A 20,637-nucleotide genomic window follows, 5' to 3' on the forward strand; every position below is an offset into this window, starting at 1 on the left:
GGTCATGCACGGATCAAAGTGCTACAGCGTCCTCCGGGCGTCCCGCCCATCGCTGTAGGTCTGCGGCTCTATTTCTGGCGGAGCCATTTGAGCACTTCCATGCTCGGATAGCCGTCCTGGGTCAAGCCAGCCTTCGCCTGGAAGGCCAGGATCGCGTTTTTCGATCCGTCACCGATCTTGCCGTCGAACTTGCCGTCATAGAGACCATGCTGCGAAAGCCGCTTCTGAAGCTCCTGCCGTTCCTCGAAGGTGAGCTTGGTGAAGGGGCGCTTCCAGTCCTGCACGAGACCGCTGGAACCGCCGATTTCATCGGCAAGAAGACCGACGGCAAGCGCGTATTTGTCGGCATTGTTGTAGGCCTTGATGACCGAGAAATTCTTGACCATCAGGAAGGCCGGCCCACCACGGCCATCCAGGACCTTCAGCGTCGCCTTGTCGGCGCCGTTCTTGAACGGCTTGCCGTTGGCCCTGACAACGCCGAGCGCCTGCCATTGCGACAAGGTCTTGGAACCGCTGGGGAGTTTACCGGCCGGAAGCTTGACCTCGTAGCCCCAGGTCTTGCCTGCCTGCCAGCCGTTCTTCTTGAGCAGATTGGCGGCGGTCGCCAGCGCATCGGGTATGGAACTCCAGATGTCGCGCTTGCCGTTGCCGTCCATGTCGACGGCGTAGTGCTGGTAGCTGGTCGGGATGAATTGGGTCTGGCCCATGGCGCCGGCCCAGGAGCCCATGAGGTGGCTTTCGTCAATGTCGCCGGTCTGCAGGATCTTCAGCGCGGCGACAAGCTGGGTACGGGCGTATTTCGACCGCTTCGGATCGGCGTAGGCCAGGGTCGCCAGGGAACTCACGACATTGCGCATGATGTCGTCGCGCTTCAGGATCTCGCCGTAGTTCGATTCCATCGACCAGATGGCCAGCAGGATGTTGCGGTCGACGCCAAATCTCGCTTCGATCCTGTCCAGCCACGGTCCCCATTTCTTGGCCATCTGCCGGCCAACGGCGACCGATTGGTCATGGACGCGGTTGTCGAAATAGTCCCAGGCGGGAGCCGTGAATTCGGGCTGCGTGCGGGCTTTTTCCAGCACCACCGGGTCGATGTCCTTGATGTCCCGGAAGGCCTTGTCGTAGACGGCGCCAGAAACGCCACCCTCCACCGCGGTGGCGCGGAAGCCGGCGACCCACTGCCGGAAACCGGCATCGGCGAAGGCGGGCCCGCTGGACATGAGCAGGGCGAGCGAAAGGCTGGCGGCCGTCATGACGCTTGTAAAACGCTTCGCGGCATTTCGAACGGGCATCTTTTCCTCCTTCTTTGTCACAGGAAGATCATTCATCGCCGAACCAGGTTATGAATTAGTTTACCATAGGTGCCGTCGGGAACGAAAAGGCAGTTTGATGATTGTTGAAGCGGGCGACCCACGCGGGACGTCATCCCTTTCAGTTGCGATGCCGGCATGAAAATTTCCCAGCGTGCATTTCGGGATACAATAGTTGACTTGCAGACGGTTCCGGAATGCGGCTTCAACGGGAAAGAGATGCTGGGATAGTTGCCGGAGCCGGAGTCTTAACTCTTGTCGAGTTATGGGATAATGCAAAATGGCAGCTATTTGCCGGCCTTAGGGCGCCGTTCATTTTGAACGGATCGATGAGTTCTGACCTTCAGATGGATAGTTGACAGCATGAAGAGAGTTCGCAAGGCAGTTTTCCCGGTCGCCGGTCTCGGCACGCGGTTTCTCCCGGCCACCAAGGCTGTTCCCAAGGAAATGCTGACCGTCGTCGACAGGCCGGTCATCCAGTATGTGGTGGACGAGGCGCGCGAGGCGGGCATCGAGCATTTCATCTTCGTGACCGGCCGCAACAAGGCGGTCATCGAGGACCATTTCGATATCCAGTTCGAGCTCTATGACACGCTGGCACAGCGTGGCAAGGACGAGCAGCTTGCCCGCCTGCAGCGGCTGCAGCCCGCGCCGGGCCAGACCAGCTTCACCCGCCAGCAGGTGCCGATGGGTCTCGGCCATGCCGTCTGGTGTGCACGCGAACTGGTCGGCGACGAGCCCTTCGCGCTTCTATTGCCCGACATGATCATGCAGTCGGAGAAGAGCTGCATGAAGTCGATGGTCGAACTCTACGAGGAGACCGGCAACAACATCATCGCGGTGCAGGAATGCGACCCGCTTGAAGCGCATAAATATGGCATTGTCGGCCGCGGCGAGGATGCGCATCACGGCTTCCGCATCACCGAGATGGTGGAGAAGCCGAAGACGGGCACCGCGCCTTCCAACCTCTATATCAACGGGCGCTACATCCTGCAGCCGGAGATCTTCAAGATCCTCGAAGGCCAGGAGAAAGGCGCCGGCAACGAGATCCAGCTCACCGACGCGATGCTGAAGCTGGAAAAGCAGCAGCCATTCTACGGCTACCACTATCAGGGGCGCACGTTCGATTGCGGCTCGCCCGAGGGGTTCGTCGAGGCCAATGTGGCCTTTGCCTTGTGGCGCAGCGACATGAACCAGAACATGGCAGGCGTCATCCGCACGCTTCTCGATGAGCTCAAGCCATCCGAACGGCGCGGCGCGGCGTTCTAGAACGGTTCTGCGTTTCACGGAAACGCTGAACCCAGAATCACTCTGATTCTTCGTTTTGGCGCAATTCCGGACGGAAAACCGTTTCACGCCTTTCCCGGAATTGCTCCACGGCCTGTTCCATCCCGACGGTATCGGGATGGGGTTTGATATGTTTGTTTGAGCCTGATCCTTTCCGAAAACCGGATTCATTTTTTGGATCATGCTGCTGGGTCAATCGCTGAACGGCGATTGCTTTGTCAGAGTCTGACTCATAATATTTCTGATGGATATCATGGATTTGCGATGCGCCGTGTCATGAGTTGAACGGATGCGAGGAGCAGCCAAGCCGTGGAGCTTTCGATGGTCTGCTCGAAGTCCTTGGACAGGCGTCGGTTGCGGCCGAACCAGGCGAAGGTTCGTTCCACCACCCACCGGCGCGGGAGCAGGACGAAGCCTTTTGCGGCGTCGGATCGCTTGATGATTTCGAGGGTCCAGCCACCTTTTCCCCTGAGCGCGGTCTGGAGTTTTTCACCGGCGTAGCCGCCATCGGCGAAGACGTGGCGCAGCCAGGGAAAGCTTTCCCGAATAGAAGCCAGAACCTCGGGGGCGCCGTCTCGGTCCTGGATGTCAGCGGTATGGACGATCGCGCCGACCAGCAGGCCCAAGGTGTCGGTCAGGATATGGCGCTTTCGGCCTTTGATCTTCTTGCCCGCATCGTAGCCACAAAGCCCGCCGCTTTCAGTGGTTTTCACGCTTTGGCTGTCGATTACGCCGGCGCTGGGCGACGCCTCCCGACCTGCGGCGACACGCACGGCCACCAGCAGCAGGTGGTTGATCGTGTTCCAAAGGCCGCTGTCGCGCCAAGCGTAGAAATAGCGCTGCACCGTCGATACCGGCGGCAAGTCCCTGGGCAGCATTCGCCAAGGCAGACCGCTACGCAGCACATAAAACACGCCCTCCATGATAGACCGCTGCGACCATTTCGGCGGGCGGCCAAGCGCCGAGCGAGGCGGAAGCAGCGGTTCCAGAACCATCCATTCCGCGTCCGTCAAATCGCTTGAATAACGTAGTCCCTTTCGGGCATGCTTGGCGCGGGTGATATCAGTCCACATGTGATGCTCCGTCGAGGCTTCGCAACTCCGATTGAATCACAAGTCATTGATAGCACCCAACTTCTTTTTGGGTCAGACACTCAGGTAGAAATTCAGTCGTCTTGGGGCTTGGCGCTTTTGTGTCGCAGGCGAGAATGTCTATTTGAGCGCACGCACGACGTGTTCAATCCTGATCAAGCCTGATCTGTATCGTGGCGCAACGACGTCAGTTCATTGAAATTCTTCTGTGTTGTTGTGAGCCGCCACGACTATGGGTTTGTTTCATGACCGCGATGCTGTCGGCTCCTCTTGAGAAATCCAAAATCGACAAGCCGTATAATCCGGTTTTTGAATTCTTTTAGATGGCCGATATTTTTATCCGATAGTCGATGTCGACACGGTAAAAAGTAGGCGCCCCGAGTTTGTTGTCGATGTTGCCGAATTGTCACGGCAACTTATTATCATTAGCTTCAGATCAAGAATCCTTCGACTCGAATTGCAATTTTCCCGTGCAGGTTTATCCATTGCTGCGCGGAGGGTACTGAAAAATGCATCAGCCTACATCGAAGGTCGCGTTCATTCGCGGCGGGGTGGAACTGCGTCCAAAGCGTCGCCGGCTGCTTTTGCTGGGCACGGCGCTCGGCTCGACGCTGATGGCGCTCTCTTCCCAATCATTCGCGGCCAGCTGTACGCAGCCGGCATCGCCAGCTCCAATCACCGTCAGTGGCGCTGCAGCGCCGATATCATGCACCAATACCGATCCGCGTACGGCGACGGTGGCCGGTGACAATGCGATCGGCATCACGACTACCGGCAACGGAAACACCGTCGACATCACCAACAGCGGGTCGCTGACGACGGATTCGAGCTCGCTAATCCCTAATCCGGTGTTCTCGCAGTCGACAGGCGCGCGGCATCTATGCCGGCACGAACGGGGTCGGCGCCAACATCACGATCAACAACACCGGCGACATCAACTCGTACAGCGACAGCATCAAGGCGACCGATGCCGCCACGAACGGTGCAGTTGACAGCAGCAACACGCACATCACGATCACCAATTCGGGCAATCTGACAGCCGGCCCCAACGCCGAGGGCATCTTCGGCCGCGCCAGCTATGGCTCAGGCAATGTCGTGACCATCAACAACAGCGGCAGCATTGACACCGGCTACAGCGCATCGACGTCCGGCACCTCGACGGGCATCGTCGGCAATGTCGGCGGCGACAATGGGCTGGTAAACATCACCAACAGCGGCGCCATCACCACATCGGGTGTGAGCGCCGGCGGTATTTCAGCGATCGCCAGCTATTACCATGGCGACGGTAGCAGCATCGTCATCGACAATAAGCAGGGCGGGGTTATTACAGCCACGGGCTCCGGTGCCTATGGCATCTTCGCCCAGGCGGGCAGTGTCGCTCCCCATGGCGCAGACCCCAACCATGACAATGGCGGCACAGTCAGCGTCACCAACGCTGCAACCATCCATTCCGGCTACATCGGTATCGGTGCCTTCACCTATGGTAGCGGCGGCGACATCACCATCACCAACAAGGCCGCCATCACTTCCGGTACAGGCGCTGGTCACCCAGCCTACTCCGACGGCATCAAGGCTGTAGCCAATGTTGGCGATACGACCATCAGCGTCACCAACAGCGGCGCCATCGACACCACGGCAGGTGGCAACAAATCCGCCGGCATTGAGGCCATTAACGGTGGCGGTTTTACTGGCTCCGACCTGCACATCTCGGTGACCAATACCGGCGATATAAAAACCGGTATCAATTCCGTCGGCATCTTCGCCCGCTCGGCCGGCGCCAACGGCATCGTGACGGTCGACAACAGTGGCAATATCCAGACTGGTTCCAGCAGCTCGTCGAGCGGCGGCTCGACCGGCATCTTCGCCGATGCGGACGGCGACAACAGCAAGGTGAGCGTCACCAACAACGGCTCGATCACCACGATCGGCACCAGCGCGGCGGGCATTTCGGCGATCGCCAATTTCTACAATGGCGACAGCAGCAGCGTTGTCGTCAACAACAAGGCCGGCGGCACGATCACCACGGCAGGCACCCAAGCTTTCGGCATCTTCGCGCAGGCCGGTACTCCTGGCAACCATGACAATGGCGGCACGGTCAGCGTTACAAACGCCGCGACGATCAATTCGGGCGGCAAGGGTATCGGCGCCTATACATACGCCACTGACGGGACTGTGACCGTCACCAACAGCGGCGCGATCTCCTCCGCGAACCGCCAGGCGATCTTTGCCGCGTCGTACGGCGACGACAGCAGCGTCACGATCACCAACAGTGCTTCCGTCAGCTCGGGGAGCGGCCGCGCCGCGATCGCGGCTTATTCGGCTGGCGCAAACAGCGACATCTCGATCGGCATCACAGGCAAGAACAGCTTCATCAACGGCAGCGGTTTTGGCGTGATTGCCGAAGCGACTGGGGATGCGAGCACTGTCGTCATCAACAGTGGCGCCGATATCTATGGCGCGACCGGCGGCATCAAGGTCAACTCGACCGGCGGATCGACCGTCAACATCAAATCCGGTGGCTATGTGGGCGCCGAAAATTACCTCGCCATCACATCGACCGCCGGAACGGCCGAAATCAACGTCGATGGCATAGTTGCCGGCAGGGTCGTGCTGAGCGATGACGGAAACGTCATGACTATCAATGACAAGGGTCTGTTCCGGGCGAAAACGAACAGCAATTTCGGCTCGGGCGACAACACGCTCAACAATTCCGGCACGATCAACGCGTCGGGAAGCTATTTCGGCGCGTCGCCAAACACTGTCAGCTTCCTTGGCCTTACAAGCTTCGTCAACGGCAGCACCGGCTCGGGAGCCGGCCTGACGACGATGATCGATGGGGTGGTGGGTGACAGCCTGACCACGAGCGGCAATTTCACCGGACAGGGCAATTCGAAGCTCGGCGTCGACGTCAATTTTGCGACCAGCGCAGCCGACACGTTCACAATAGGCGGCAATTCCTACGGACATACCAATCTGGTGGTGAACGTCACCGCTATTCCCGTCGGCGTGCCGTCGACCTCGACATTCATCCCTGTCGTGACTGTGGATGGCGACACGGACGCCAGCAATTTCGGCGTTGCCGCTCCCGTCAATGCCGGCCTGTTCGCCTACGATCTGTTCCTGCAGGGCGACCAGTTTGGCCTGCGCTCAGTCGGTCTTGGCAATGCGGCGTTCGAACTGCCCGGTGGCATGACGGGCGCGCAGAATGTGTGGCAAGACACCACCGACTTCTGGCAGGACCGCATGGCGGACCTGCGCACCGAGGCGAGCGGCATGCACAATGCCGACATCGTCGTGTCGACACCCACCCCGCGCATGGGCGGCCTTTGGGCACGCGCGGCAGGCGACTGGTCCGATCAGGATGGCAGTGTCACCTATCTCGACCCGACCAGCCACAACCCCGAGACTCTCGATCTCCATCGCAGGCAGAACACGGGTGCGTTCCTGGGCGGCGTCGACATGGGCATCGAAGGTGTCGCCGGCGGCGATGTCATGTTCGGCCTGATGGCCGGCTATGTCACCTCGACCCTCGACTTCACCGCGACGGGCGACAGCTGGAAGTACAAGGGCGGCACGGTTGGCGCCTATGCGACCTACCTGAATGGCGGTTTCTATCTCGATGGCCTGCTCAAGGCGGACTTCCTGAGTGTCGATATCAACGATCAGGGCGGTGTGCCGGGCAGTGCAAGCACCAACGCCACCAATATCGGCGTGCGCCTGGATACCGGCTATCGTTTCGCGACCGGCTGGGGCTTCATCGAGCCCCAGGCGAGCCTGGAGTGGGTCCACACGCAGATGGATTCCTTGTCCATCTTCGGCGGCGATGTCTCCTTCGACAATGGCGGCAGCGGCCGTGGCCGGGTCGGCGTGCGTGTCGGAAAGGACATGCAGATGAACGGCATGACCGTCACGCCGGACCTGACGCTGAGTGTCTGGAACCATTTCGGCAGCAGCAACAGTGTCGGCATCAATTTTCCTGGAAACGCCTTCTCGGCCTCCGACAGTACGGGTAATGGCACGTTCGGGGAGGTCGGCGCCGGTGTGAGCGTGGCGAGCGCCAACAACTGGTCGGGCGTTGTCCGTGGCAGCTACCGGTTCGGCGACGGATCAAATGCCGGATCCCTCGGCGCGACGCTGCGTTACAACTGGTAGTCCGATATTTTAGAGCAGTTCACCGTTTCACGGAAACAGCAAACCGCTCTAACTCTTTGTTTTGACGCAATTCCGGACGGAAAACCGTTTCACACTTTTCCTGGAATTGCTCTAACCCTTGCGCCGGCCCTCGTGGCCGGCGTAGTCGTTGGAGGATTTCCTTCGGGGCGGCGGTGCATTCCAACACATGGGAAGCGATAGCGTGAGCAATTCCACGACCGGCGAGATCGCGGCAAAACCGACGGAGACGTCGGCCGCCGCAGAGGAGCAGCAGACCAATGTTTCGTTGTCGCGCGGCTTCGTCAACTGGATGGAGGCGGCGCAGTGTTCGCTGGCCTTCACCTCATATCAGAGCGGGCAGCTGTTCATGGTTGGCCTGACCGGCGACAAGAAGGCATCGATCCACCAGACCAACTTCACCCGCGCCATGGGTATCACCATCGCCGGACAGCGCATCCTGCTTGCCTCGGACACGGCGATATGGCGTCTGGAAAACATCCTGGGTCCCGAACAGGTCGCCAACAATGTCCATGATCGCATGTATATGCCGCGCGCGGCGTCCTACACCGGTGATCTCGACATCCATGAACTGGCCGTTCGCGATGATGGGCAGATCGTGTTCATCAACACCAAATTCTCCTGCCTGGCGACGCTCAGCCCGACGCATTCCTTCCGGCCGCTGTGGAAGCCCTCCTTCATCAGCAAGCTGGTGCCGGAGGACCGCTGCCATCTCAACGGCCTGGCCATGCAGAACGGCCGGGCGCGTTATGTCACCGCCATCAGCCGTTCGGATTCGGTCGGCGGCTGGCGCGACCGTCGCTGGGAAGGCGGCATGATCATCGACATCACGGAGGACAAGGTCGTCGTCGAAGACCTGTCGATGCCGCATTCGCCGCGCTTCCATGACGGTGCGCTCTGGGTGCTCGATTCCGGTCGTGGCTTCCTGGTCCGCATCGACCCCAAGACCAATGAGAAGCAGAACATCGCCTTCTGCCCCGGCTTCCTGCGCGGCCTGAGCTTCTTCGGCCGCTTTGCGCTGGTGACGACGTCGCTGCCGCGCGACGGGCTTTTCAAGGACCTGCCGCTGCAGGCCAATCTCGAGACGCGCGACGCCGAGCCCCGCTGCGCGATCTACATCATCGACCTGCACACGGGCGGTATCGCCGAATGGATCGAGCTCAAGGGACATATCACCGAGCTGTTCGATGTCGCGGTCATGCCGGGATGCCGCTGCCCCTCGTCGGTGCCGTTGAACAGCCCGAACATGGCGTCGCTGATAACGATTGATACCGATGGCTGAAGCCTGATCCATGCTGACCGAGACGGGTCGGCGTTCTCCTGCCTATTGTTCAGCGCTGCAGCTTCAGGCCGAGGAAGATGCTGTTGGCCGTGTAGTTGCGTCCCGGCAGGTTGCTGGTCAGTTTCTCGGTCCGGGCGCGGCTGGTCAGGCCAACATAGCGGTTCAGCCACCATGTCAGGCCGGCCTCGGCGCTCAGCGTCAGGTCGTGGCCGTCGGAGCCGGTATAGTCACGCCAGTCCAGGCCCAACGCCGCATTGCCAGTGAGATTGGCGCGGATTTGCCGCTCGCCGGTAAGCCGTCCTGAATAGAGGATGTCGCCGCTCTGGCCGGCGGTGGTCGAATCCTCGATGACCGTCTGCCCGGTCAGGCCGATGATGGTGCCGCGCTCGGGCGACCATTTCACATCGGCATTGATCGATGGTCCCGAAATGGCCGGCAGGTTGGCATCGTCGATCGCCTCGCGCAGCCATCCGACCGAAAATTCGCCGGCCAGTTTCTCGCCAAGGTCAAGCTTCGTTCCCACCCTGGCACCGAGCGTGGTCGAGGACCGGTCGAAGCCGCTGCTGTCCACACCCAGGTCATAGACCCTGCGGCCAAGCTCGACCTCGGTGAAGGGCGTGAGCGCCGGGGAGATTTCGTAGCCGGTGCGCAGCTTCATCGAATAGAGGGTGGAATCGCGATCCTTCTGCGACAGCGAGGTACCGTCATCAAGCTTCGCGTTGCCATAGGTATCGTGCGCGATGGCTGACGTCACCGTGAACTGCATCTTGCCGACATCTTTTTCGAGGCCGAGGCTGCCGTCCACGGTCTGGCGCACCGGCTGCGAACTCGAATCGGGAACGGCGCCCGGCGCGGATGCCGATTCCGGCACGGCTTCATAACCGAGCTTCGCGATGGCGCGCAGTTCATTGTCGAGATCGACATTGAGCTGGCCTTCGATGCGGCCCTGCGCGTCATGCACCTGCTCGCCCGACAAGGTCTCGCGGAAGATACCGTAGCCATCGATGGTCGCCGAATTCTCCCGCCAGTCGGAGACGGCATTGAAACGCAGCGCGGTTTCCGAAAGCAGGGCAGAGCCGCCGCCGGCGCTGGAGTCCGCATTCGACGATGCGGTGATGCCCTGTTCGAGCGTCGGCCTGATGGTGAAGGAACCCCATTTGACGCCAGTGGCGGCAAAGGGGTCGTCCTCGGCTTTCCTGTTCTGGCCTTCGATCGCCGTCGTGCGCTCGGCGCCGGGATCAAGCTTCAGCCTGTCGGCGGAATCGACGCTGAGGGCGCGAGTGTTGGCCGGCTCCTGGCCAGTCTCTGTTGCGTCGATATCACCCGTCGCGGCGTTATCCGCCGCCGTGGCTGTCGTGGCCTTCTTCGCCTTCTTGTTGTCGGCGGTCTGCTTGGCGGCCTTGGCCTTGTCCTGATCGGCGGTACGCTGCCTTGCCGCCGCCGACTGGCGTGGCTTCGGCGGCGCCGGGGTGTCAGCGGATGTGTCGTCGGGGATTGTCGGTGGGTCGAAGATGCTGCCGGTTGTGGGCGTTGCATCGGCATCGGGCACCGCGCCGGCGCTGGCCGGCAGATAGGTGCGTGGGCTTTCCTGCGTCGGAGCGTTGGCCGGTGCAGCCTGACCCTGGCCGGACAGGGCCCTTTTCTGCTGGTCGGCCAGGATAGCCGATTCCGAAACCTCGCCGCGCAGGTCCGTTTCCTGGGCGTAAAGCAAGGCTGGCCGCAGCAGGCCGAAGACGCTCGTCGCCAGCAGCAAGGCGCAGACCGCTCTGCCCCTTCGTCCTCTTCGTTTTTCTGGCTGGACCCCGGACATCGCCACCACTGCTCGCGCGGCGCACGCGCGCCATACTTACCGAACCGTAAATGGGGATGGTTAACGGAGGGTTGAGGCGGCGGCTGATCAGTGTGCTAAAGCGCTGCATGTTCGAAAGGATTTCGCGGCCTGTTCCAAGTCTTCTGTTCTCACCCATCGCGTCATGCGAGGACCGCCCAACATCCTGGGGTGAGGCCAAAAGGGCCTTGGACGACATGCATCACGTGGTATTTCCGTTGGACACGAACGCGGCAAAGCGTTAATCGCATCTCCCATGCATGCGGGATCCCTAGAAAAGAAGCAGCTGGACAGGCAGGCTTCGATTGCCTCGGCGCTGCGAACGGTAGCGACCGAACAGGCCGGTATCGCGGCGTTGGCCGCGGCGCTCGAGAACGGATTGGCCGAGCCCTTCGCGCGAGCCGTCGACCTTGTGTCGAAGATCAAAGGTCGGATCATCATCACTGGTGTCGGCAAGAGCGGCCATATCGGCTCGAAGATCGCGGCCACATTCGCCTCGACCGGCACGCCGGCCTTCTTTGTCCATCCAGCCGAAGCCAATCATGGCGACCTCGGCATGATCGCCAGGGACGACGCCATCATTGCCCTGTCATGGTCGGGCGAGAGCAAGGAACTCCAGGGTATCGTCGCTTATTCGCGGCGCTTCTCCATCCCGCTGATCGCGGTCACCGCAGGCGAGACCTCGGCGCTGGCGCGCGCGGCGGACGTGGTGCTGTTGCTGCCGCGCGTGCCGGAGGCTTGCCCGCATGGCCTGGCGCCGACGACATCGACGCTGCTGCAACTGGTCATGGGTGATGCGCTGGCCATCGCGCTGCTCGAAGCGCGCGGCTTCACGCCGGATCATTTCCGCACGTTTCATCCTGGCGGCCAGCTTGGCGCCAACCTGACGCAGATCCGCGAGATCATGCATGTCGGCGACAGGCTGCCTCTGGTGGCCTCGGGCACGGGCATGCAGGACGCGATCTTGGAACTGTCGCGCAAGGGCTTTGGCTGCGTGGCGGTGACATCAGCGGATGGTGCGCTGATCGGCATCGTCACCGATGGCGACATCAGGCGCCACATCGGCAGCGATCTTCTGGCGATGAGCGTCGATCAAGTCATGACCAAAGGGCCGAAGACGGCCGGGCCAGATACGCTGGTGGCGACGGCATTGCAGACGATCAACACATCGGCGATCACCAGCCTGATGGTGGTGGAGGGCACGCGGCCGATCGGGCTTGTCCACCTCCACGACCTGCTGCGCATCGGCGCGGCCTGAACGCTCAGACCGGCTCGACCGTCAGCTCCAGATCCGTGTCGGCCGCGCCTACGACGCGCACCTGCGTGCCGGCCGGCAGATCAGGGCCGGAGACGCGCCACAGCGTATCGCCGAGTTTTATGCGGCCGCGGCCATCCCTGATCGGTTCGGCAAGTGTCGCCATCCGGCCGATCAATTGCTGGCCGCGCCGGTTGAGCAGGGGCTGGTCGGTTGGAACATTGCGCCCGCCCACCAGCTTCTTGCCGACGAAGGCCGAGATCACCGATAGCACCAGGAAGGCGAGAACCTGGACCTGCCACGTCCAGATGGCCGCGTCCCAGATGAGCAGCGAGACCACGCCGATCAGCAACGCGGCGATGCCGATCCACAGCATGAAAACGCCTGGCGCGATGACTTCCATCACCAGCAGGACGAAGCCCAGAACCATCCAGTTCCATGGGCCAAGTTCGGAAACTATACGGTCGAGCATTGGAGGGTGCTCCTACTTTCTGTTGAGCATGATCTTTCCGAAAACCGGTTCCCGGTTTTCGCGATCAGCTCCGACGATCTCAGCTATCGCTCGGGCGAACCACCGGCGGGCGGGCAGCCTGCCGCGCGGCGCCAGCGGTGCCTTCGCTCCTGAAGACCTCCTTGGCAATCTCGCCGATGCCGCCAAGCGTGCCGATCAGCGCCGAGGCTTCCATCGGCATCAGCACAACCTTGCTGTTCGTGGCCGTGCCGATCCTGCCCAGCGCTTCGGTGTATTTCAGCGCGACGAAATAGTTCAGCGCCTGCACGTCGCCCTTGGAGATGGCTTCCGACACGACCTGCGTGGCGCGGGCTTCGGCCTCGGCGGAGCGTTCGCGCGCCTCGGCGTCGCGGAAAGCGGCTTCCTTGCGGCCCTCGGCTTCAAGGATCTGCGACTGCTTGAGGCCTTCGGCGGCGAGGATCTGTGCGCGTTTGTTACGCTCGGCGGTCATCTGGCGGCCCATCGATTCTATGAGGTTGGCCGGCGGGTTGATGTCCTTGATCTCGACGCGGGTGATTTTGATGCCCCACGGATGCGCGGCTTCGTCGACGACGCGCAGCAGGCGTTCGTTGATGGCGTCGCGGTTCGACAGCAATTCGTCGAGGTCCATCGAGCCCATGACGGTACGGATGTTGGTCATCGTCAGGTTGAGGATGGCGTTCTGCAGGCCGGAGACCTGGTAGGCGGCCTGTGGCGCATTGAGGATCTGGAAGAAGGCGATGCCGTCGACGCCGACGATGGCGTTGTCGCGGGTGATGATTTCCTGGCTCGGAACATCCAGGACCTGCTCCATCATGTTCATCTTGGCGCCGATGCGATCGACGAAGGGCACGATGAGATTGAGGCCGGGTGTCAGTGTCCTGGTGTAACGCCCGAAGCGCTCCACCGTATAGTTGTAGCCTTGCGGGATTGTCTTGATGCCCTTGAAAAGCACCAGCACGATAAGGAAAGCGAGAACAATAATCGCTATATCGAAACCACTGAAATTCATTTGGCTCTCCCTCGGACGCCGGCCGCGCGAGCCACTCTCGCGCAACCAGCCTCACCAAAGACTTAAGTGTGTTTCAGCAGCGTTACAATCTGGTGATGAGGGATTGTTTTGCCGTTTGCACTCAGCGGTTGAATGCAAACAGCGGTGCATCCGCGTCGTCCAGCCCGTTGATCGAGGCGGATACAATCTCGGAAGCGATCTGCGAGAAGGTTATGCCGTTGCCTCCATAGCCCATCACGGCATGGATGCGTGGATGGCGGGGAATGGCGCCGATATAGGGCAGGCCGGTGGTGGTGGTGCCGAATGAGCCGGTCCAGGCGAATTGGGGTCTCGTATCGAGCTGCGGGAACAGCCGGCCAAGCTTTTCGGCGATGCGCTCGCTCTTGGCGGCAAGCAGCGCATCGCGCCGAGCCTCGTCAACGAAATCCTCGTCCTCGCCGCCGCAGATGACCCTGCCGTCGGTGGTCGCGCGCATATAAAGATAGGGATCCGAAGCCTCCCAGATGAACGCTCTGCCCGGCCAGAGCTTTCGCGGCTGCGGTCGCGTGGCGATCGCCCATGTCGAGATGATCCGGTGGGCCGCCGGGGGCACGATGTCGGTCAACTCGTAACCTGTCGCCAGAACCAGATGCTTCGCCGTGATGGTCGGGCCGTCACTGGTGGCAACGATCACCTCGTCCACGCTGTCCTCGATCCCTGTTGCTTCGACGGGCGCATGGAAGCGCGCCTTGCGCTCCCGCGCCTTGAGCAGCAGCCCGGCGGTGAGCTTGCGGGGATCGAGCGCCATGTTGCCATGGCTGAGAATGGCGCCATCGCGGTCGACGCCGAATTGCTCGGCCAGCGGGCCGGGGGTGAGATAGGTCGCGGCGATGCCCGCCTGGCGTCGCGCGTCGGCCTCGTCACGCAGATCGGACGGGCCGAGCACGGTGCCGGCCAGATAGAGAGACTGCGTGCGGGTCGGGCAGCAATTGATGGAAAGCCGGTCTATGCGGGCGGCAAGATTGGAGACGGCGAGGCGCGAGCGCCGCCAGGCCTGTTGCGCCGACGTCCCGCCGATCATCTTGGCGAGTGTCGCCAACGGCTGGTCGATCTCGAACTGCACCAGTGCCGTGGTTGCCGATGTAGAGCCCTTCAGCGGGCCGCGCCGGTCGATGCAAACAACCGAGTGGCCGTCGGCCGTCAGCGTTTCGGCCATCATTCCGCCGCTGATGCCCATGCCGACGATCAGCACGTCGGCCTTGATATCGCGCGTCAGCGGTTCGGTCGGGACGGCGGGTGCACGATAGGCGGACCAGACGGGTCGGCCGCTTCTGAGGTCGAGTTTGCGGGGCATCTAATTCTCCGGAAGGCGCCCATGAACGCCCCGGCGTGCCGCTTGTTCCTGGAGCGGTCATCGTTTCAAGGAAACGCAGAACCGCTCCATCTCTCTGTTTGACGCAATCCCGGACGGAAAACCGTTTCACACTTTTCCTGGAATTGCTCTGATGTCAGACCCAGCCGGACAATTCCCGGCGCACCATCGCCTCGATCACCGCCATGCCCTCCGGGCTGTCGTTGAGGCAGGGGATGTGCGCGAATTTTTCGCCGCCCGCATGGTGGAAGGTTTCCGCCACCTCGCGGCCGATCTCATCCAGCGTCTCGATGCAGTCGACCGAAAAGCCCGGATTGAGGATGGCGATCGACTTCACGCCCTCCTTGCCCAGCTTGTCGACCGTCTTGTCGGTGTAGGGCTGCAGCCATTCCTGCGCGCCGAAACGCGACTGGAAGGTGGTGATCAGCTTCTTCTCGCTCCAGCCGAGCTTTTCACGCAGCAGGCGCGTCGTCTCAAGGCAATGGGCTTGATAGGGATCGCCCTTGTCGGAATAAGGTTTCGGGATGCCGTGATAGGAGGTGATGACCACTTCCGGTTCGAAATCCAGCCTTGCCAGATGCCGCTTGAGCGAATGGGCGAGCGCCTCGATGTAGACCGGCTCGTTGTAATAGGGAGGCACGCTGCGGACGGCGGGTGCTGCGCGCATCTTCATCAGGGCGCGAAACAGCTGGTCGTTGGCGGTTGCGGTCGTCGTCGCCGAATATTGCGGATAGAGCGGAAATGACAGGATGCGGTCGCAGCCTTGCGCAACCAGTTTCCTTGTCACGCTCTCGGTTGACGGGTTGCCATAGCGCATCGCCCAGTCGACGACGACATTGGGCTGATCGCTGAGCGACTGGGCGAGCTTCTCACCTTGCGCGCGTGTGAAGGTGCGCAGCGGCGACTCGTTCTTTTCCCGGTTCCAGATCCTGGCGTAGTTGGCGCCGGACTTCTTCGGCCGCGTGGTGAGTACAAGGCCGTAGAGGATCGGGTACCAGATCGCCCGGTTGAGTTCGATGACGCGCGGGTCGGACAGGAACTCCCTGAGATAGCGCCACATCGGCTTGAAATCGGTGCCGTCCGGGGTGCCCAGATTGACCAGCATGACCCCGACCTTGCCGGTGCCGGCCGACCCTGCGGGCTGCGGACGTTTCAGCTTGGCGGAATTGGTGTCGATAGCGGTGGACAGGGTCATCAGGGTTTCTCCGAGACCGCGAACCTAGCGATATTACTGGCGCTTTCAATGCCACGCGTGGCCGCACCTTATCGCGCTTCAGCCGGAAACAGAAAACCCGCCCGGTTTCCCGGGCGGGTGCGATGAATTCCTTGGGACCGGCCTATTTCGCGGCGGGTGGGATCGTCAAGGTCGCGCCAAGCGGGAGCCGATGGGGCTGGTAACCCTTGTTGGCGCCCGAGATCAACTTCCACTTGGTGGCGTCGCCATAGGCCTTCCTGGCCAACTCCCAGTAGGTGTCGCCGGCAACGATCACGTGGCTGGCTTCAGCCGGTGCGGCCTCAGCGGGCTTGGCCGGTTCCGCGGGTGCGGTTGCCGTGTCGGCTGGCGCGGGAGCAGGCGCCGGTGCCTGCTGAGCGGGCGGGGATGGAGGCGCAGGCGCCGTTTCTGTCGATATGGCCGGCGGGGTGTTGGCGATATCGCCGGAATTGGTCGGCAATTCGGGCATTGCGGGCGCCGCGTCCGCCGGTTTGGCGGGCTGAGCTGCCGGGGCAGGTGCTGCCTCGGCCGGCTTGATCGCATCAGCCACAGGTGCCGCGGCAACGGTGGCGGCGATCTCCGTGATGCGGCCATCGAGCTTGGGCGTATAGGGTCGGTGCGCGGCAAGATAGTCGGCGACCACCTGTTCGAGGCCCGGACCATAATCGTAGGCGTTCCTGGCCTTGTCGGCGAAGATCTTGTAGCCGTCGCCGCCCTGGCGGACGTAGTTGTTGGTGGCGACAAGATAGTCCTTGTCCGGCTTGATCGGCGTCCACGCGCCGCCTTCCATGACCTCGACCGACTTGAGGCGGCCGGCGTTGGGCGCGACCGACTTGTCGAACGAGTATTTCAGGCCGGCAACCTGGGGGAAGCGTCCGGCGCCATCCTCGATCTGGCTCAGACCACCCTCGAGGCCGGCAACCAGATCCTTGCCGGAAATCTGGAAGGTCGCCAGCGTGTTCTGGAACGGCAGCACGGTCAGCACCTCACCCATGGTGACCGTGCCCTTGTCGATCGAGGCGCGCAGGCCGCCGCCATTCGAAATGGCGATCTCGACGCCCTGTCCCTTGACGCGGTCGAGGATGGCGTCGGAAACGAGGTTGCCCATCGAGCATTCGTGGACGCGGCAGCTCTGGCGGCTGCCGTCGATCACGTCGGTGGTCTCGGCTACTTCCTTGTTCTTCAGCGCCTCGATCGGCGCGCCAAGCTCCTTGATGCGGGCAAGCACGGCAGGATCGGGCGTGATCGACTTGTCGAGAGGGATTGGATTGCCGCTGGCTTCCTTGACCTTGCCGTTGTCGTCGAACACGACCTTGAATTCGCCGAGATATTTCGAATAGGCCTCCGCTTGCACGACCGGCACCTTGTAGCCGCCGGGGTTGTCGACCATCGTCGGGTAGGGGCCTTCGGCCTTCGGATCGGTGTTGGACAGCAGCGAATGGCTGTGACCGCCAACCACAACGTCGATGCCCGGTATCTTGGCGATGACGTCACGCTCGCGCGGATAGCCGATATGGGTCACGGCGATGATCTTGTTGACGCCTTGCGCCTGCAGCTTCTCGACCTCGGCGGTGATCGACTTGACGTCATTCTCGATGGTGATGTTCGGGCCCGGTGACGAGAGTTCCGGGGTGTCGTTGGTGACGGCGCCGATGATGCCGATCTTCTGGCCGCCGACCTCGATCACGATCGACGGCTTGACCCGGTCGCCAAGCTTGGACTGGGCGTTGGCCTTCACATTGGCGCCGAGCACCGGAAACTTGATCATGTCGAGGAAGGGCGCAAGGGCCGCCTCGCCATCGTCGAACTCGTGATTGCCGAGCGCCATGGCGTCGAACTTCATTTCGTTGAGGAACTCGCCTTCGATCTTGCCCTTGTAGGTCGTGTAGAAGAGCGATCCCTGGAAATTGTCGCCGGCGCTGAGCAGAAGCACATTCTGGCCCTCCAGCCTCTTGCGCTCCTGGGCGATCGCCGTGACGAGACGGGCCGCGCCGCCAATGCACTCGCCCTTGGTCTCCTCGTCGGCCGAGCAGGTCGTTTCGTATTTGTTGTTGCCCTCGATGCGGCTGTGCCAGTCGTTGATGTGCAGGATGTTCAGTGTGTAGTCGGCAAAGGATGTGCCGGCCGACAGGCCGAGCGTGGATACCGAAAGTGCGGCAATGGCGGCGATCTTCTTCATCTTCGTCTCCCGGATGAGCTGACCAGAGGCGTTTAACGCCCTTGCTTGACTGCGATGCGACAGCAGCTTTTCCAGCATGTTCCCATCGCGTTCCCGGTGATGCAAGCAGAAAACCGGGAGCCTTTTGCCGGCACAAAAAAGAATGGCGGCCATTGGCCGCCATTCTCAAGTCAAAACTACCTGGGTGTTCAGGTGCGCCTGGTCAGCACGAAGTTCTGACCGCTGGAGCTGGTGCAGTTAAGCTGGCTGGTGGAGACCATCAGGCAGTTGAAGCTGACCGGCGTCTGGCGGATCAGCGAGGTACCATTGATCTGGACCGATGTGGCGCCGGTCATGGTGTAGCTGCCATTGGACAGTTTCTGGCCGGTGTCGGTGGCGACGGTTGTGAACGTGCCGCCGGCGAAGGTCGACAGACCCGTGCCCTTGGCGTCGATCCATGAACCTTCGACCCCCTTGGGCGCCGCCGCCATTGGCGGTTCGCTTGGGCCGGTCGTGTTGCAGGCGGCAAGGGCGACAGCCATGGCCGAGGCAATGCCGGCCGAAAGCAGTTTGCGCGCAATCGTCATTCTGAAAATCCTCTCGTATGTCCGCAACCTTCAATCACCCGATTTCCGGGTGATTGCAAGGCGGTGAGGCATGCTGGCAGGAGTGCTATCGAACCAGTATGTTGCGGAATTGCCACGGATCGTTTTCGTCCAGGTCTTCCGGGAACAGGCCGGGACGATTGTCCAGCGGCGTCCAGTCCGTGTAGTAGCCCTTGACCGGGCCGAGATAGGGCGACTGCACTTCCAGGCAGCGCTTGTAATCCATCTCGTCGGCCTCGACGATGCCTGCCTCTGGATTTTCCAGCGCCCAGACCATGCCGGACAGCACCGCCGAGGTGACCTGCATGCCGGTGGCGTTCTGGTAGGGCGCCAGCTTGCGGGCCTCGCCAAGCGACAGTTGCGAGCCGTACCAGTAGGCGTTCTTGTCGTGGCCGTAGAGCAACACGCCGAGTTCGTCGACGCCGTCGACCAGCTCGTTTTCGTCGAGCACACGGTAAGCCGCCTGCGGCTTACCGGCGGCGCCGAATATCTCGTGCATCGACAGCACCGCGTCGTTGCAGGGATGGTAGGCATAGTGGCAGGTCGGGCGGTAATGCACCTTGCCCTTCTTGCCGCGCACGGTGAAGAAATCGGCGATCGAGATCGCTTCGTTGTGCGTTACCAGGAAGCCGTACTGCGGCCCCGGCGTCGGGCACCAGCTGCGCACACGCGTGTTGGCGCCGGGCTGCTCCAGGTAGATCGCGGCCTTGGAACCATGCTTGTGCTTCTTGGCGTTCTTCGGCATCCACGTCTCATGCGTGCCCCAGCCGAGTTCGGCCGGCTGCATGCCTTCCGAAACGAAGCCTTCGACCGACCACGTGTTCCAGAACACATTCATCGGCTTGGGCTTCTTGGTGCGCTGCGTGTCGCGCTCGGCGATGTGGATGCCCTTGACGCCGGCCTTCTTCATCAGCTTGGCCCAGCCTTCGCGGTCGTCCTGCGCGGGTTCCCAGAACTCAAGGCCAAGATCGGTGGCAAGGTTCACCAGCGCCTGCTTGACGAGCCAGGAGACCATGCCGGGATTGGCGCCGCAGGTGGAGATCGCGGTCGTGCCGCCGGGGTTGTCGTGCTTTTCCTTGAGCAGCGACTCGCGCAGCGCGTAGTTGGTGCGGCTGGCATTGTCGGCTTCGGTGTCGAAGTAAAAGCCGAGCCACGGCTCGATGACCGTGTCGATGTAAAGCACGCCGAGCTTGCGGCAGAGATGCATCAGGTCCACCGAACCGGTGTCGACCGACAGGTTGACGCAAAAGCCCTGGCCGCCGCCATTGGTCAGCAGTGGCGTCAGCAGCTTCTTGTAATTCTTCTCGGTCACCGCCTCCTGGACGAAAGCGATGCCGCGTTCGTCGAGCAGCTTGCGGTCGGTGTCGCGGGGGTCGATGACGGTCATCCGCGACTTGTCGAACTTGAAATGGCGTTCGATGAGCGGCAGCGTTCCCCGGCCGATCGAGCCGAAGCCGATCATCACCACGGGGCCGCTGATTTCACCGTAAACAGGCCAGTTTTCATTCGCCATTTTATAGAGCACTCCTTCAAAGCCGGCAGGACCGGGCAGACACGCGCAAAAGCCGGGCATTTGCCCGGCGAC

Annotated in this window: 16 protein-coding genes; 4 read left to right on the plus strand and 12 right to left on the minus strand. The window is 61.8% G+C overall.

All coding sequences use genetic code 11. From position 1 onward, the window contains the following. Window positions 1-68 precede the first annotated feature (68 nt). Entirely contained in the window at window positions 69-1,292 is a 1,224-nt protein-coding gene (locus LGH82_RS25660) for a lytic murein transglycosylase (RefSeq protein ID WP_227345404.1), read from the minus strand. A 381-nt stretch (window positions 1,293-1,673) separates the two neighbouring features. Between LGH82_RS25660 and galU the strand changes: the two genes are divergently transcribed. Next, window positions 1,674-2,579 (plus strand): UTP--glucose-1-phosphate uridylyltransferase GalU, encoded by a 906-nt coding sequence (gene galU / locus LGH82_RS25665; protein WP_227345405.1) that lies wholly within the window; start codon window positions 1,674-1,676, stop codon window positions 2,577-2,579. A 269-nt stretch (window positions 2,580-2,848) separates the two neighbouring features. Here galU and LGH82_RS25670 read toward each other — a convergent pair whose 3' ends face one another. From LGH82_RS25670 to LGH82_RS25680, 3 genes are all read right to left on the minus strand, one after another. Continuing rightward, window positions 2,849-3,670 carry an IS5 family transposase gene (locus LGH82_RS25670; RefSeq protein WP_227345406.1) on the minus strand — a complete coding sequence of 274 codons (822 nt, stop codon included), beginning with the start codon at window positions 3,668-3,670 and terminating at the stop codon, window positions 2,849-2,851. Window positions 3,671-4,202: 532 nt separating this feature from the next. Next, window positions 4,203-4,484 (minus strand): hypothetical protein, encoded by a 282-nt coding sequence (locus LGH82_RS25675; protein WP_227345407.1) that lies wholly within the window; start codon window positions 4,482-4,484, stop codon window positions 4,203-4,205. 82 nt (window positions 4,485-4,566) lie between these two features. Next, window positions 4,567-4,719, minus strand: a complete 153-nt coding sequence (locus LGH82_RS25680; RefSeq protein ID WP_227345408.1) for a hypothetical protein — start codon at window positions 4,717-4,719, stop codon at window positions 4,567-4,569. Window positions 4,720-4,783: 64 nt separating this feature from the next. On the opposite strand from LGH82_RS25680, the gene LGH82_RS25685 reads away from it, so the two are divergent. Beyond that, window positions 4,784-7,840, plus strand: coding sequence for an autotransporter outer membrane beta-barrel domain-containing protein (locus LGH82_RS25685; protein ID WP_227345409.1), 3,057 nt, complete (start codon window positions 4,784-4,786; stop codon window positions 7,838-7,840). Between the two features lie 202 nt (window positions 7,841-8,042). Then, window positions 8,043-9,140 (plus strand): TIGR03032 family protein, encoded by a 1,098-nt coding sequence (locus LGH82_RS25690; RefSeq protein WP_227345410.1) that lies wholly within the window; start codon window positions 8,043-8,045, stop codon window positions 9,138-9,140. A gap of 49 nt (window positions 9,141-9,189) precedes the next feature. Here LGH82_RS25690 and LGH82_RS25695 read toward each other — a convergent pair whose 3' ends face one another. Then, a complete protein-coding gene (locus LGH82_RS25695; RefSeq protein ID WP_227345411.1) occupies window positions 9,190-10,950 on the minus strand; it encodes an outer membrane beta-barrel protein in 1,761 nt (586 codons plus the stop codon). Between the two features lie 274 nt (window positions 10,951-11,224). On the opposite strand from LGH82_RS25695, the gene LGH82_RS25700 reads away from it, so the two are divergent. Beyond that, window positions 11,225-12,226, plus strand: a complete 1,002-nt coding sequence (locus LGH82_RS25700) for a KpsF/GutQ family sugar-phosphate isomerase (RefSeq protein ID WP_227345412.1) — start codon at window positions 11,225-11,227, stop codon at window positions 12,224-12,226. Window positions 12,227-12,230: 4 nt separating this feature from the next. On the opposite strand, the gene LGH82_RS25705 is transcribed toward LGH82_RS25700, so the two are convergent. From LGH82_RS25705 to LGH82_RS25735, 7 genes are all read right to left on the minus strand, one after another. Then, entirely contained in the window at window positions 12,231-12,695 is a 465-nt protein-coding gene (locus LGH82_RS25705) for an NfeD family protein (RefSeq protein ID WP_227345413.1), read from the minus strand. Between the two features lie 79 nt (window positions 12,696-12,774). Further along, window positions 12,775-13,725, minus strand: coding sequence for an SPFH domain-containing protein (locus tag LGH82_RS25710; protein ID WP_227345414.1), 951 nt, complete (start codon window positions 13,723-13,725; stop codon window positions 12,775-12,777). Window positions 13,726-13,846: 121 nt separating this feature from the next. Further along, window positions 13,847-15,058, minus strand: coding sequence for an NAD(P)/FAD-dependent oxidoreductase (locus LGH82_RS25715; RefSeq protein WP_227345415.1), 1,212 nt, complete (start codon window positions 15,056-15,058; stop codon window positions 13,847-13,849). 154 nt (window positions 15,059-15,212) lie between these two features. Continuing rightward, complete coding sequence (hemH, locus tag LGH82_RS25720) at window positions 15,213-16,271, minus strand: ferrochelatase (RefSeq protein ID WP_227345416.1); 1,059 nt, start codon at window positions 16,269-16,271, stop codon at window positions 15,213-15,215. 142 nt (window positions 16,272-16,413) lie between these two features. Further along, window positions 16,414-18,468, minus strand: a complete 2,055-nt coding sequence (locus LGH82_RS25725) for a bifunctional metallophosphatase/5'-nucleotidase (RefSeq protein WP_227345417.1) — start codon at window positions 18,466-18,468, stop codon at window positions 16,414-16,416. Between the two features lie 188 nt (window positions 18,469-18,656). After that, window positions 18,657-19,034, minus strand: coding sequence for a hypothetical protein (locus LGH82_RS25730; RefSeq protein WP_227345418.1), 378 nt, complete (start codon window positions 19,032-19,034; stop codon window positions 18,657-18,659). Window positions 19,035-19,119: 85 nt separating this feature from the next. Next, entirely contained in the window at window positions 19,120-20,565 is a 1,446-nt protein-coding gene (locus tag LGH82_RS25735; protein WP_227345419.1) for a homospermidine synthase, read from the minus strand. Between the last annotated feature and the right edge of the window lie 72 nt (window positions 20,566-20,637).

The organism is Mesorhizobium sp. PAMC28654, assembly GCF_020616515.1.
In the GTDB taxonomy this organism is placed as follows: Bacteria; Pseudomonadota; Alphaproteobacteria; order Rhizobiales; family Rhizobiaceae; genus Mesorhizobium.